The sequence below is a fragment of the Rhodoferax sp. LB1P47 genome, from assembly GCF_056521445.1.
In genome coordinates, this window is record NZ_JBWMAU010000002.1 from 133,927 (window position 1) to 146,763 (window position 12,837).

A 12,837-nucleotide genomic window follows, 5' to 3' on the forward strand; every position below is an offset into this window, starting at 1 on the left:
GCCCTCCCCCGGGAGGGGAGGGAGGAATACCGGGAGTTATTCCCCCAGATATGCGGCGCGCACCTTGGGGTCGTTCAGCATTTGTTTTGCATCACCGCTCATGGTGACGATGCCGGACTCCATCACGTAGCCCCGGTCGGCAATGCCCAATGCACGGCTGGCGTTTTGCTCTACCAGCAGCACGGTCACGCCCTGGGCGTACACGTCTTTGACCACTTCAAAGATCTTGTCCACCATGATGGGCGACAGGCCCATGGAGGGCTCGTCGAGCAGCAGCACCTTGGGGCGGCTCATCAGGGCGCGGCCCATCGCCAGCATTTGTTGTTCGCCACCGGACATGGTGCCGGCCAGCTGGTCTTTGCGTTCGCGCAAGCGCGGGAAGATGGTGAACATCTTCTCAATATCTTCCGCAATGCCGGCCTTGTCGTCGCGGATGTACGCGCCCATTTGCAGGTTTTCGGTGATGGTCATGCGGGTGAACACGCCCCGGCCTTCGGGCACCATGGCCAGACCGTCTTTGACCAGATCCCACGCGCCCCGGCCCTTGATGCTTTTACCCAGGTACTGGATGTCGCCGCCGACAAACGGCAGCGTGCCGGTGATGGCCTTCATGGTAGTGGTTTTGCCCGCACCGTTGGAGCCGATCAGGCTGACCAGTTCGCCTTCGCGGACTTCAAAGTCCACGCCCTTGACGGCCTGGATGCCGCCGTAGGAGACCTTCAGGCCGCTGACTTTGAGCAGCACTTCGCCGGTTTTTTTCATAGGTGTATTAGCCATCTCTAGTGTCCTCCGGTGCCTAGGTAGGCTTCGATCACTTTTTCATTTTTCTGCACTTCGGCAGGCGTGCCTTCGGCGATTTGCTTGCCGTAGTCGAGCACGGTCAGGCGGTCGCACAGGCCCATCATTAGTTTCACGTCATGCTCGATGAGCAAGATGGTGCGGTTGTCGTTGCGGATCTTGTTGATCAGCTCGCGCAGCATGACTTTTTCGGTCATGTTCATACCGGCAGCGGGCTCGTCCAGAGCGATGAGTTGCGGGTCGGTGGCCAGGGCGCGGGCGATTTCCAGGCGGCGCTGGTCACCGTAGCTCAGGGTGCGGGCCTTGAAGTCGGCCATTTGGCCAATGCCAACGTAGTCCAGCAGCTCTTGGGCGCGTTTGGCGATGGCCAGCTCTTCGGCCTTGAAGCCTTTGGTACGGAAGATCGCGCCCAGCAGCCCGGTGTGGGTGCGGATGTGGCGGCCGACCATAACGTTCTCTAGCGCAGTCATTTCGGCGAACAAACGGATGTTCTGGAAAGTGCGCGCAATGCCGGCCTTGGCCACTTCGTGCACCGCCGTGGGCGAATAGGGCTTGCCGGCCAGCTGGAACGTGCCACTGTCGGGGGTGTACAGGCCGGTGATGACGTTGAAGAACGTGGTTTTACCGGCGCCGTTGGGGCCGATCAGGCCGTAGACCTGGCCGCGTTTAATGGTGATACCCACATCGCTCAGGGCTTGCAGGCCGCCAAAGCGCTTGGAAATACCGGCAACTTGCAGGATCACTTCGGATTTTTTGCTGTCTGTCATGGGTATTCCTTACTTGACCTTGAGCGATTTACCGTGCTCGGGCGAAGGCCAGAGTCCGCGTGGGCGCATCAGCATGATGACGATCATGGCCACCGCAATCAGCAATTGGCGCAGGATGGCCGAGTCCAACCGTCCGCCAGTCATGGCCTGCAGCGGGCCTGCCAGGTAGCGCAGCACTTCGGGCAAGGCCGACAGCAGCACGGCACCCAAAATCACGCCGGGCAAGTGACCAATGCCACCCAACACCACCATCGCCACGATCATCACCGACTCCATCAGGCTGAAGGATTCGGGCGACACAAAGCCCTGGAACGCGGCGAACAGCGTGCCCGATACGCCACCAAACGTGGCACCGGCGCCAAACGCTAGGAGCTTCATGTTGCGGGTATTGATGCCCATCGCCTTGGCGGCGATTTCATCTTCGCGGATGGCCATCCAGGCGCGGCCGACGCGCGACAGCTCCATGCGGTGGCACACCACCACGCTGATCACCACCAGCACCAGGAACAGGTAGTAGTACAGGCTGACCGAAGCAATCTCGAAGCCAGCCACATGCAGCGGTTTGCCCAGGTCGATGCCGAAGAACTTCAGTGAGTCGATCTGGTTCAGGCCCTTGGGACCATTGGTGATGTTGATCGGGTGGTCGAGGTTATTCAAAAACACCCGGATGATTTCGCCAAAGCCCAGAGTCACGATGGCCAGGTAGTCACCGCGCAGCTTGAGGGTGGGCGCGCCCAGCAGCATGCCGAAGAGCCCGGCAATGGCCGCCCCCACCGGCAAAATGAGCCACAGCGGCATGTGCAGCCCCTCGGGGAACATGGCGGCAATGGCAGGGAAGGAGTCGGTCAGCTGGGGCGAAGCCAGCAGGCCGTAGGTGTAGGCACCCACGGCAAAGAAGGCCACATAACCCAGATCGAGCAGACCGGCAAAGCCGACCACAATGTTCAGGCCCAGGGCCAGCATCACGTAGATCAGCGCCATGTCGGCAATACGCACCCAGGCGTTGCCGAAGCTTTGCAGCACCAGCGGGAGGACCAGCGCCAGGATGGCACCGATGATGAGGTTGGTTTTATTCATTTTCATGGTGTTACTCCCCTTAAGCCCGGTCGGCCACACGTTCACCCAGCAGGCCCGATGGGCGCAGCGTGAGCACGATGATCAGCACGATGAAGGCAAAGATGTCGGAGTAGTTACTACCCAACACGCCGCCGGTCAACTGGCCGATATAGCCCGCGCCGATGGATTCGATCAGGCCCAGCAAAATGCCGCCGACCACCGCACCGCCCAGGTTGCCAATGCCGCCAAACACGGCGGCCGTAAAGGCTTTCAGGCCGGGCAGGAAGCCCATGGTGTGCTGCACGGTGCCGTAATTGGATGCGTACATCACACCGGCGATGGCGGCCAGCACCGCGCCGATGATGAAGGTGGCCGAGATCACCATGTCGGGCTTGACACCCATCAGGGCGGCGACGCGGGGGTTCTCTGCGGTGGCCCGCATGGCCCGGCCCAGCTTGGTGTAGTTGACCAGCCACATTAGCACCGCCAGCGACACGGCGGTCAGGGCCAGAATCAAAATCTGCGTGGGCGTGATGACCGCGCCGCCGATGTTGTACGGCGCAGCAGGCAGCAGCGTGGGGTAAGGTTTGTAGTTGGGCTTCCAGATGATCATGGCCAGGGTTTGCAGCAGGATGGACATGCCGATGGCGGTAATCAAGGGGGCCAGTTTGGGGCTGTTGCGCAGCGGCCGGTAGGCGACTTTTTCAATCACGAAATTGAGCGTGGCCGAGACGATGCAGGCAATGATGAGCGAGATCAGCAAGACCAGCCAGCCGGGCGTGCCGGGCATGCCCTCTTGCATCAGGCCAATGATGGTCCAACTGGTCAGCGCGCCGACCATCAGCACCTCGCCGTGCGCAAAATTGATCAAATTAATGATGCCGTACACCATCGTGTAGCCCAGGGCTACCAAGGCATACATGCTGCCCAGCACCAGACCGTTAATGATCTGCTGTAGCAAGATATCCATATAAAAATTCTCCGTTTGTGTGAAGCATCCACAGGCTGCAACGCCTGGTAAGACCTTGCCGCTATTTAGCAAAAAACCCGCCATGTCCAAAATGGTGCGGGTTTTCTGTGGCGGATTGTATCCAGCACGAAACGGGCCAAAACACAGGGTTTCAGGCGTATTTACCCTTGATAGGCCGTGGATTAGCGCCTTTGTGACAGTATTAGCGCTTCTGATTATTCAACCGCTTCAACTCCTCCAGCTTATCGCCAATGCGGATCTCCAAACCGCGCGGCACCGGCCGGTAAAAGTTTGGCGCGGCCATGCCATCGGGCAGATACTGCTCGCCCGCCGCGAAACCACCGTCCTCGTCGTGCGCGTAGCGGTAGCCTTTGCCGTAGTCCAGCTCTTTCATCAGCTTCGTTGGGGCGTTACGCAGGTGCATGGGCACCGGGCGGGTGCCGTCTTTTTTGATGAAGGCCTTGGCCTCGTTAAAAGCTTTGTAGACCGCGTTGGACTTGGCCGCCACGGCCAGATACACCACGCATTCGGCCAGCGCCAGCTCGCCCTCGGGACTGCCCAGCCGCTCGTACACATCGGCGGCATCCAGCGCCAGGCGCAAGGCACGCGGGTCTGCCAGGCCAATGTCTTCACTGGCCATGCGGACCAGGCGGCGGGCCATGTAGCGCGGATCGGCCCCACCGTCGAGCATGCGCACAAACCAGTACAGCGCCGCGTCCGGGTCGGAGCCACGCACGGATTTGTGTAGCGCACTGATGGTGTCGTAGAACTGCTCGCCGCCCTTGTCGTAGCGGCGCATGCGCTCGCCCAGCACCTTGAGCAGCCACACGTCTGTGATCTCGGCCTGCTTCTCCTGGGTGGCGGCCACGGCCAGGGTTTCCAGCGTGTTCAGCAGCCGCCGGGCATCCCCATCGGCATAGGCCACCAAACGGTCAATAGCTATTTTTTCTATAGCTACAACCGCATGTATAGCCTGCGCGTGGGCCACTATTTGTTCTAAATCTTCGGGGGTGAGCGGTTGCAGCACGTAGACCGCTGCGCGCGACAGCAGGGCCGAGTTGACCTCGAACGACGGGTTCTCGGTGGTGGCCCCCACAAAAGTAAACAGCCCGCTTTCCACATGCGGCAAAAACGCGTCTTGCTGGCTTTTATTAAAGCGGTGCACCTCGTCCACAAACACAATCGTGCGGCGGCCCTGGGCCTGGGAGACCAGCGCCTGCTCCACCGCCTCGCGGATGTCCTTGACCCCGCCCAACACTGCGCTAATGGTGATGAAGCGGGCCTCGAACGCATCGGCCATGAGCCGGGCGATGGTGGTCTTGCCGGTGCCGGGCGGGCCCCACAGGATGCAGCTGTGCGGCTGGCCCGACTCAAACGCAATCCGCAGCGCCATGCCCTCGCCCAGCAGGTGCTGCTGGCCAATCACTTCGCCCAGATTTTTCGGGCGCAGGCGCTCGGCCAGCGGGGCATCGGTAGACAAGGCGGTACGGGTCATGGAGCAGGATTCTCCCATGCGCTCTTGGCGCGAAACGGGTGCGTCATACCTTATCCTCCCCGCCATATGATTTATGTCCCCGTGCCCATTTCCCGCATCGAAATCCTCCGCCCGCTGCCCATCAACATCTGGGATTCCAAAGGCAACCTGCTGCTGCGCAAAGGACAGTCGATTTTGTCGGAGCACCACCGCGAACACCTGGAGGCCCACGGGGCCTGCGCCACCCAGCCCGACTACAAAGCCTGGGTCAGCAGCTACGACCGCCTGATCTACGGCTTGCTGCGCGACGGGGTGAGCATCCAGGAAATTGCCAAGGCCACCATGCCGCAAGACATCCTGGAGCTGGACTACACCGTGGGCGAAGACATCACCGGCGGCTGGACCGATGTGCAAGCCGTCTGGGGCACGGTACTGCACACGGGGCCCGCTGCCCACAACCCGCTGGGCCGCCTGCTAGGCGTACAAAAGCGGGCAATGGAACTGCTGGACAAAGACGTGGACGACAGCCTGTTTTGCCTGTTCCAGGCTCTGGCCGACCAAACCCTGGGCTACTGCGCCACCCACGCGCTGCTCTGCGCGGTGGTGTGCGAGCTGACGGCCCGCAAACTGGAACTGGACAGTTTTGTGCGGCCCATCCTGGTACAGGCCGCCCTGACCATGAACATCAGCATGGCCAAGCTGCAAGACACGCTGGCCACCCAGCCCACCCCGCCCGACGCAGCGCAAAAGCAGCTGATCCAGGAACACCCGGTTCTGAGCGAGGAAATTTTGCGCAGCTTTGGTGCCATGAATGACGACCTGCTAGACCTCGTACGCCTGCACCACAACCGGGATGAAACCCAGGGGCTGGATCGCAACCTCGAATGCCGCCGCATCCTGCACCTGGCCGACGTGCTGATCGGAAAAATGGCCCACCGTTCAACCCGGCCCGGCCTGTCGGCGCTGGGGGCCGCCAAATCCAACATCGTGGGTGCGCCGGACGAAGACGCCCGCGTCGGCAAAGCCATGACCAACGCCATCGGCTTCTACCCCCCCGGCACCTACGTGCTATTGGCCAATGGCGAAAAAGCCGTCAGCGTCAAAAAAGGGGTTGCCGTCAACACCCCGATGGTGGTCAGCGTAGCCAACGCCGAAGGCCTGCCGCTGGGCATCTACGTGCTGCGCGACACGCGTGAAAAACCGTTTGCCATCCAGTCGCCAGCGGCCGCCGACAACGTCAAGATCAACCATGAGCGGGTGTACAAGGCCATACTGAAAGTGATACCGGGGTAGCCCAAGCCCTCCCCAGGCTTTAGTGCTGCGGTGTTTCTGGATTTGCAACTACTGCTTCAGCACATCCGCACCTGCTGGCGGCTTGAACTGGAAGCTATCGGCCGCCAGTGCCGGGTTCACCTCCACCTTGGCAAATGCCATCACCGAGCGCTGGCCAAAGCTGTCCAGAATCTCCAGCGCGGCCAATTCGGTGGTTTTGCCGTCGACCTTGAAGCCCACGCGCACGCTTTGCAATTGGCCGTCTTTGGTCTTGGGCGTGGCCAACACCCATTGCAGGCCGTCCTTGTCTGGTGCGGCCAGCAAAGTGAAATCGGCCTGCAAGGCCCGCAGATCGACGGCGGTGGCAATCAGCGCGGCGGGGGTGGAGCCCAGCACCTGCGACTGCTTGCGGGCGGTGACCTGGTTCAGGTCCACGTCATACAGCCACAGGGTCTGGCCATCGGCCACGATGCTTTGCTCGAACGGTTTTTTGTACAAAAACTTGAATTTGCTAGGCCGCAGAAATTCGAAGCTGCCGGTAGAGGTTTTGACCCGCGCTGCCTGCCCCTCCTTGGGCGGCGAGGTCACCACCTGGGTAAATTCCGCCCGGCCAGATTTGACCGTTTTGACGAAGTTTTCCAAGCTTTCCAGGCCATTAGCGCAGGTAGCACCTGCACTAGTAGCTATTAATAACGTAGCAAATAATTTTTTCATAGTATTACTCGGTGCGGGCTGGAACGAGAATTTCGCGTTGACCAGCCCCGCTCATGGCGCTGACCAAACCGGCTTTTTCCATGTCTTCCACCAAGCGGGCGGCGCGGTTGTAGCCGATCTTCAAATGCCGCTGCACCAGCGAGATGCTGGCCTTGCGGTTCTTCAGCACCACTTCCACGGCCATGTCGTACATCGGGTCTTTTTCCGCGCTGCTGTCGCCGCCGTCGCCGCCCTCCCCGTCCTCGCCATCCACCGTGCCACCTTCCAGCACGCCTTCGATGTAGTCGGGCTCGCCCTGGCTCTTCAAGTAATTTACAACGCGGTGCACCTCTTCGTCGCTGACAAACGCACCGTGTATGCGCGTTGGCATGCCGCTACCGGGCATGTAGAGCATGTCACCCAGGCCCAGCAAGGCCTCGGCCCCCATCTGGTCGAGGATGGTGCGGCTGTCGATCTTGCTGCTGACCTTGAAGGAGATGCGGGTGGGGATGTTGGCCTTGATCAGGCCGGTGATCACATCCACGCTGGGGCGCTGGGTGGCCAGAATCAAGTGGATACCGGCGGCGCGGGCTTTTTGCGCCAGCCGGGCAATCAGCTCTTCGATCTTCTTGCCGACCACCATCATCAGGTCGGCCAGCTCGTCGATCACCACCACGATGTGCGGCTCGCGCTTCAAGGGCTCGGGACTGTCGGGCGTGAGGCTAAACGGGTTGTAGATGAACTCTTCGCGCGCCTTGGCCTCGTCGATCTTGGCGTTGTAACCGGCCAGATTGCGCACGCCCAGCTTGCTCAGCAGTTTGTAGCGGCGCTCCATCTCGGCCACACACCAAGTCAGGCCGTGCGCCGCCTGGCGCATGTCGGTGACCACCGGGGCCAGAAGGTGCGGAATGCCCTCATACACCGACATTTCCAGCATCTTCGGGTCGATCATCAGCAGCCGCACATCACGGGCTTCGGCCTTGTACAGCAGGCTCAAAATCATGGCATTGATCCCCACCGACTTGCCGGAACCAGTGGTTCCGGCCACCAGCACGTGGGGCATTTTGGCCAAGTCCACCACCACGGGGTTGCCAATGATGTCCTTGCCCAGGCCCATCGTCAGCAGCGACTTGGCCTCGTGGTAGACCTGCGAGCCCAAGATTTCCGACAAGGTGATGGACTGGCGTTTGGCGTTGGGCAGCTCCAGCGCCATGTAGTTTTTGCCGGGAATGGTTTCCACCACCCGGATCGACACCAGACTCAAACTGCGCGCCAAATCCTTGGCCAAGCCCACGATCTGTGAGCCTTTGACCCCCGTAGCGGGCTCAATTTCATAGCGCGTAATCACCGGGCCGGGCGATGCCAGTACCACTTTGACATCCACACCGAAGTCTTTGAGCTTCTTCTCGATCATGCGGCTGGTCATCTCCAGCGTTTCGTGGGCCACGGTTTCCTGGTGCAACTGCGCGCCGTCCAGCAAATCGACCTGTGGCAACTTGGAGTCGGGCATGTCGGCAAACAGCGGCTTTTGGCGCTCTTTGATGACGCGGGCACTCTTGGGCGGATCGACCAGCGTGGGTTCAATCTGCACCGGCGTGGGGTGGTGGATGGCGATTTCCACCCGCTCCTCGCGCACCACAGCTTCGCGCTTCTTGGCGGCGACCTTGCCCACGGCCAGGTCTTCGGCCACCACGCGCTTTTCGCGCCGTGTCTCGACCAGCGCATAAGCCCAGGCCCCCAGCCGCTCGGCCACCTGGCTCCACGAGAAGCGGAACACCGCCGACACACCAATCACGCCCAGCGCAATCCACACCAAACCCGACCCGGTAAAGCCCAGCCATTTGTCTCCCAACGGCCCGACCAGATAGCCCAGCACACCGCCCACATGGCCCGGCAACACAGGCGCCAGCCGGTACAGGCGCGACCATTCCAAAGCGCTGCTGGCGCACAGCAGCAAAACCAGCCCTACCCAAAAGCCCCAGGCCGTGCCCGCCAAATGGCCGCTGGGCCGGGGTTTGTCATCGGGGGCGTGGGCACGCATCCAGTCGGCCAGCCCGGCCAGCCAGGCGCGTACCCCGGCAGCCAGACACCACCAGACCGAAAAGCCCAGGCAAAAGTAGCTCATGTCGGCGATCCACGCGCCCAGCCGCCCGCCCCAGTTGTAGACCACGGCACTCTGCCCCGAGGTGGACCAAGCAGCATCCTGCAACGAGTAGCCCAGCAGCGCCATGCACCAAAACACCAGCGCCAGCAAGCCCAGGATCAGGCTGATTTCGCGCGCAAAACGGTTGATGCCGGTGCGCATCGGCGACACCACCGGACCGGAGGAATTCAGAGTATTGAGGGAGTAAGTCATGGGCAGAAAAAATCTGCGCCAAGCTTACCGCATGCGCGGGTGGCCCCGAAGCTGAGCCGCGCGGACTCAGGTCAGCGAACCGAGCACCGATTTGATGTGGGTGGAGCCGTTTTCATTGCCTTCGATGTAGCCGCGCTCTTCCAGGTCCTTCATCACCCGACTGACCATTTCCCGCGAGGCGCCGACCATTTTGGCCACGTCCTGGCGCGAGATTTTGTCGCGGATGACCATCTGCCCCTCGGCATCCAGCGTGGCGGCTTCAAGCAGCACATGGGCCACACGGCCATACACGTCCATCAGCGCCAACGACTCGATCTTCTGGTCAGCCCGGCGCAGGCGCTTGACCAGGCCGGACATCACCGACCGGGCCATCGCCGTATTGCCTTCCAGGCATTGGTCGAACTCGGCACGGCCCAGCACCAAGCAGTCGGTGGCGGTTTCGGTTTGCACCGTGGCAGAGTGGGGTTCGTTGTCGATGAGGCTCATTTCGCCCACATAATCGCCCACTTGCAAAGTTGCCAGAATCACCTCGCGGCCTCGGCCGTCGGTGGTGAGCACACGGGCCCGGCCACTCAGTACGATGAACAGCGCGTTGGACTTGAGACCCTGCTCGACAATCAACTCTCCGCGCTTGAACCGTTGCTTGCTCACCGCATTGGTCACCAGATCAGCCTGCTCGGAAGTCATGCTGGAAAACAAGGGCACACGCAATAAAAGCTCTATGTTGGACAACATCGACATCGTGACTTCCTTTCAGGAGAGAGTCCTGCAAGCGGTGGGTTTTTACAATTTGGTGCAAAATTTTAAAAAATTGCGGCCCACCCGGCAGGAATTGCTTGCTTGTTTGTAACAAGCAACAAACTGTACACGGCCGATTCCTCTTTTCACTACAGGTTTTATCCATGTCCTCAAATAAACACGCCAAAGTCCTGGTTCTAGGTTCCGGCCCTGCGGGCTACACCGCCGCCATCTACGCGGCCCGTGCCAACCTGAACCCGGTGCTGATCACCGGCATCGCCCAAGGCGGCCAGCTGATGACCACCACCGAAGTCGATAACTGGCCTGCCGACGTGATGGGCGTGCAGGGACCCGAGCTGATGCAGCGCTTCCAGGAGCATGCTGAACGCTTCAAGACCGAAATCATCTTCGACCACATCCACACGGTGGACTTCAGCCAGCGCCCCTTCACCCTCACCGGCGACAGCGGCACCTACACCTGCGACGCGCTGATTCTGGCCACCGGTGCCTCCGCCCAGTACCTGGGCCTGGAGTCGGAAACCGCCTTCATGGGCCGGGGTGTATCGGGCTGCGCCACCTGTGACGGTTTCTTCTACCGAGAGCAAGACGTGTGCGTGGTGGGCGGCGGCAATACCGCCGTGGAAGAAGCCCTGTATTTGTCCAATATCGCCGCCAAGGTCACCCTGGTGCACCGCCGCGACACCTTCAAGGCCGAAGCCATTCTGGTGGACAAACTGATGGAAAAAGTGGCGGCGGGCAAGATCGAGCTCAAGCTGTTCCACACTTTGCAAACCGTGCTGGGCGATGCCTCTGGCGTGACCGGTGTGCGCCTGCAAAGCACCCAAAGCGATGCCACCACCGACGTGCCGCTGAAGGGCTGCTTCATCGCCATCGGCCACAAGCCCAACACCGACATCTTCGCGGGCCAGCTGGAGATGAAAGACGGCTACATCATCACCCGCACTGGTCTGCAAGGCTTTGCCACCATGACCAGCGTGCCCGGCGTGTTTGCCGCCGGTGACGTGCAAGACCACATCTACCGCCAGGCCATCACCAGCGCCGGCACCGGCTGCATGGCCGCGCTAGACGCACAACGCTTCCTGGAACAAGGCGCGCACTAACACCAATATTTAGGCGTGAAAACAGCTACTAACTCAGGCAACACCTGCGCTAGTAGCTATTTTTTTGATAGCAAATAATCTTACGGTGACTGTGTCGGGTGCAGGGTAAAGCGCAGGCCTTCTGTGGTCACGTCGATACCACCGGGCACGTAGCCCCAGCCGTTCACCACCGCCATGTCTTTGGCGCTGATCTGGTGTAGCGGAATACCGTCCAGCAGGCGCTCGGCCAACTGCGGAGCCAGGCCTTGCACCACGGCCTGGTAGCGCTCGGGCACACCGGTGAAGTGGAAGCGGTTGACGTGTACATCGGCCATGCGCAGGGTCTGGTCACGGGGCTCAAACTGCACGCGGTAGTCCACATCCAGCACGCCTTGAAAAACCGCACGGCTCAGGCGCTCGGTGACCTGCACCTGTATCTCCGTACCCAGCCGGTTCTGCGCGGGCAACAGGCGCAACTGGGGCGCCTGGGCTTGCAGCTCGAACAGCGGGCCGATCTTGCCGGTGTAAGGGAAGCGGGCGGCCAGCAGGCTTTGCAGCTTCTCTTGGCTGACGATCGTGGTGCGCGGGCCGGGGGCGGCACAGGCGACCAAGAGGGCACCTAGCATCCAGCCCAGCATCTTTTTCATCAAAACAAGGCTTCCTTGTGCATACCACTGCGCCCGAGCTGGATGCGGAGTTTGCGCAGCGCTTCGTTCTGGATTTGGCGCACCCGCTCGCGGGTCAGGCCCAGGCGTTCGCTCAGGGTGTCCAGCGTTTCGGGTTCGCGGTGGTGCAAACCAAAGCGGCCGTCCAGCACCTCGCGCTCGCGCCGGTTCAGGGTGGCAATCCAGGTTTCCAGCAGCCGCTCCACCTCATGCGCCTGGGTGGTGGTGGCGGGATCGGGGGTGTTTTCATCTACCAGGGTATCGACCAAGGTTTGGCCATCCTCGCTGCGGTCCAGGCTGGCATCCAGCGAGCGCGGGGACTCGGCCAGCGCCAGCAAATCAGCGATTTCGTGCGCGTCGCGACCCATCAGGGCGGCCACGTCGTCCACCCGCACGCCGTCAGGGCGCAGGGCGGCAAAGGCCGGGTCGTGCTCCAGCGTGCGGCGGGCCCGCAGCACCTGTTGCAGCTCGCGCACCACATGCACCGGCAGGCGGATGACACGGCCTTGCTGCACCACCGCACGCTCCACCGCCTGGCGAATCCACCAGGTGGCGTAGGTAGAGAAGCGGAAACCGCGCTCGGGCTCGAACTTGTCGATGGAGTGCATCAACCCCAGGTTGCCCTCTTCAATCAGGTCGCCCATGGGTACGCCCCGGCCCAGGTAGCCCTTGGCGATGCTGACGACCAGCCGCAGGTTGTGCTCGATCATGGCCTGGCGGGCTGCAAAGTCGCCGGCGCGGGCGCGGGTGGCCACGGCAAATTCTTCGGCGGGGGTAAATAGCTCGGTACGCCGCACGTCGCGCAGGTACAGGCTGAGGGTGTCATGGTGGTCCACCCCCGTGGCCAGCCACGTGGCGGTGGGTGGCGGGCGGTCGCCCTCTACACCGTCTGCGCCCAACGCGTCCTCAAGCACAGTGTGGCCGGGAGCGTTGGGGGTTTTCATGGTG

12 protein-coding genes are annotated in these 12,837 nt (G+C 61.5%); 2 read left to right on the forward strand and 10 right to left on the reverse strand.

Going from position 1 to position 12,837, the window contains the following annotated elements:
- Positions 1-36 precede the first annotated feature (36 nt).
- The 5 genes from AC0969_RS04520 to AC0969_RS04540 form a co-directional block, all read right to left on the reverse strand.
- A complete protein-coding gene (locus AC0969_RS04520) occupies positions 37-777 on the reverse strand; it encodes an ABC transporter ATP-binding protein (RefSeq protein WP_479622943.1) in 741 nt (246 codons plus the stop codon).
- A 2-nt stretch (positions 778-779) separates the two neighbouring features.
- Complete coding sequence (locus AC0969_RS04525; protein WP_479622944.1) at positions 780-1,565, reverse strand: ABC transporter ATP-binding protein; 786 nt, start codon at positions 1,563-1,565, stop codon at positions 780-782.
- 9 nt (positions 1,566-1,574) lie between these two features.
- Complete coding sequence (locus AC0969_RS04530) at positions 1,575-2,648, reverse strand: branched-chain amino acid ABC transporter permease (protein ID WP_479622945.1); 1,074 nt, start codon at positions 2,646-2,648, stop codon at positions 1,575-1,577.
- A gap of 13 nt (positions 2,649-2,661) precedes the next feature.
- Positions 2,662-3,591, reverse strand: coding sequence for a branched-chain amino acid ABC transporter permease (locus tag AC0969_RS04535; RefSeq protein ID WP_479622946.1), 930 nt, complete (start codon positions 3,589-3,591; stop codon positions 2,662-2,664).
- 202 nt (positions 3,592-3,793) lie between these two features.
- Positions 3,794-5,086, reverse strand: a complete 1,293-nt coding sequence (locus AC0969_RS04540; protein ID WP_479622947.1) for a replication-associated recombination protein A — start codon at positions 5,084-5,086, stop codon at positions 3,794-3,796.
- A gap of 66 nt (positions 5,087-5,152) precedes the next feature.
- Here AC0969_RS04540 and AC0969_RS04545 point away from each other — a divergent pair, with 66 nt between their 5' ends.
- Complete coding sequence (locus AC0969_RS04545) at positions 5,153-6,358, forward strand: HD-GYP domain-containing protein (protein WP_479622948.1); 1,206 nt, start codon at positions 5,153-5,155, stop codon at positions 6,356-6,358.
- Between the two features lie 48 nt (positions 6,359-6,406).
- Here AC0969_RS04545 and lolA read toward each other — a convergent pair whose 3' ends face one another.
- The 3 genes from lolA to AC0969_RS04560 all read right to left on the reverse strand — a co-directional run bounded on the left by lolA (position 6,407) and on the right by AC0969_RS04560 (position 10,127).
- Positions 6,407-7,051 (reverse strand): outer membrane lipoprotein periplasmic chaperone LolA, encoded by a 645-nt coding sequence (gene lolA / locus AC0969_RS04550; RefSeq protein WP_479622949.1) that lies wholly within the window; start codon positions 7,049-7,051, stop codon positions 6,407-6,409.
- Positions 7,052-7,055: 4 nt separating this feature from the next.
- Positions 7,056-9,386: a DNA translocase FtsK gene (locus AC0969_RS04555; RefSeq protein WP_479622950.1), complete on the reverse strand. Its 2,331-nt coding sequence runs from the start codon at positions 9,384-9,386 to the stop codon at positions 7,056-7,058.
- A gap of 66 nt (positions 9,387-9,452) precedes the next feature.
- On the reverse strand, positions 9,453-10,127 hold the full coding sequence (locus tag AC0969_RS04560) for a Crp/Fnr family transcriptional regulator (protein ID WP_479622951.1): 675 nt from the start codon (positions 10,125-10,127) through the stop codon (positions 9,453-9,455).
- Between the two features lie 161 nt (positions 10,128-10,288).
- Here AC0969_RS04560 and trxB point away from each other — a divergent pair, with 161 nt between their 5' ends.
- Positions 10,289-11,245: a thioredoxin-disulfide reductase gene (gene trxB, locus AC0969_RS04565; protein WP_479622952.1), complete on the forward strand. Its 957-nt coding sequence runs from the start codon at positions 10,289-10,291 to the stop codon at positions 11,243-11,245.
- A gap of 80 nt (positions 11,246-11,325) precedes the next feature.
- Here trxB and AC0969_RS04570 read toward each other — a convergent pair whose 3' ends face one another.
- Together AC0969_RS04570 and AC0969_RS04575 are read right to left on the reverse strand one after the other, a co-directional pair.
- The gene (locus AC0969_RS04570; protein ID WP_479622953.1) at positions 11,326-11,871 is read right to left on the reverse strand and encodes a YceB family lipoprotein; all 546 of its coding nucleotides are present in this window, start codon (positions 11,869-11,871) and stop codon (positions 11,326-11,328) included.
- Positions 11,871-12,833 (reverse strand): sigma-70 family RNA polymerase sigma factor, encoded by a 963-nt coding sequence (locus AC0969_RS04575; protein ID WP_479622954.1) that lies wholly within the window; start codon positions 12,831-12,833, stop codon positions 11,871-11,873. Before AC0969_RS04575 ends, AC0969_RS04570 begins: the two co-directional genes overlap by 1 nt.
- Positions 12,834-12,837: the final 4 nt, after the last annotated feature.

Excerpts from the sequence above, each read along its gene's own strand:
- AC0969_RS04530 (WP_479622945.1), bottom strand. The coding sequence starts at position 2,648 with ATGAAAATGAATAAAACCAACCTCATCATCGGTGCCATCCTGGCGCTG.
- trxB (WP_479622952.1), top strand. The coding sequence starts at position 10,289 with ATGTCCTCAAATAAACACGCCAAAGTCCTGGTTCTAGGTTCCGGCCCT.
- AC0969_RS04525 (WP_479622944.1), bottom strand. The coding sequence starts at position 1,565 with ATGACAGACAGCAAAAAATCCGAAGTGATCCTGCAAGTTGCCGGTATT.
- lolA (WP_479622949.1), bottom strand. The coding sequence starts at position 7,051 with ATGAAAAAATTATTTGCTACGTTATTAATAGCTACTAGTGCAGGTGCT.
- AC0969_RS04575 (WP_479622954.1), bottom strand. The coding sequence starts at position 12,833 with ATGAAAACCCCCAACGCTCCCGGCCACACTGTGCTTGAGGACGCGTTG.
- AC0969_RS04540 (WP_479622947.1), bottom strand. The coding sequence starts at position 5,086 with ATGACCCGTACCGCCTTGTCTACCGATGCCCCGCTGGCCGAGCGCCTG.
- AC0969_RS04570 (WP_479622953.1), bottom strand. The coding sequence starts at position 11,871 with ATGAAAAAGATGCTGGGCTGGATGCTAGGTGCCCTCTTGGTCGCCTGT.
- AC0969_RS04520 (WP_479622943.1), bottom strand. The coding sequence starts at position 777 with ATGGCTAATACACCTATGAAAAAAACCGGCGAAGTGCTGCTCAAAGTC.
- AC0969_RS04545 (WP_479622948.1), top strand. The coding sequence starts at position 5,153 with ATGATTTATGTCCCCGTGCCCATTTCCCGCATCGAAATCCTCCGCCCG.
- AC0969_RS04555 (WP_479622950.1), bottom strand. The coding sequence starts at position 9,386 with ATGACTTACTCCCTCAATACTCTGAATTCCTCCGGTCCGGTGGTGTCG.
- AC0969_RS04535 (WP_479622946.1), bottom strand. The coding sequence starts at position 3,591 with ATGGATATCTTGCTACAGCAGATCATTAACGGTCTGGTGCTGGGCAGC.
- AC0969_RS04560 (WP_479622951.1), bottom strand. The coding sequence starts at position 10,127 with ATGTCGATGTTGTCCAACATAGAGCTTTTATTGCGTGTGCCCTTGTTT.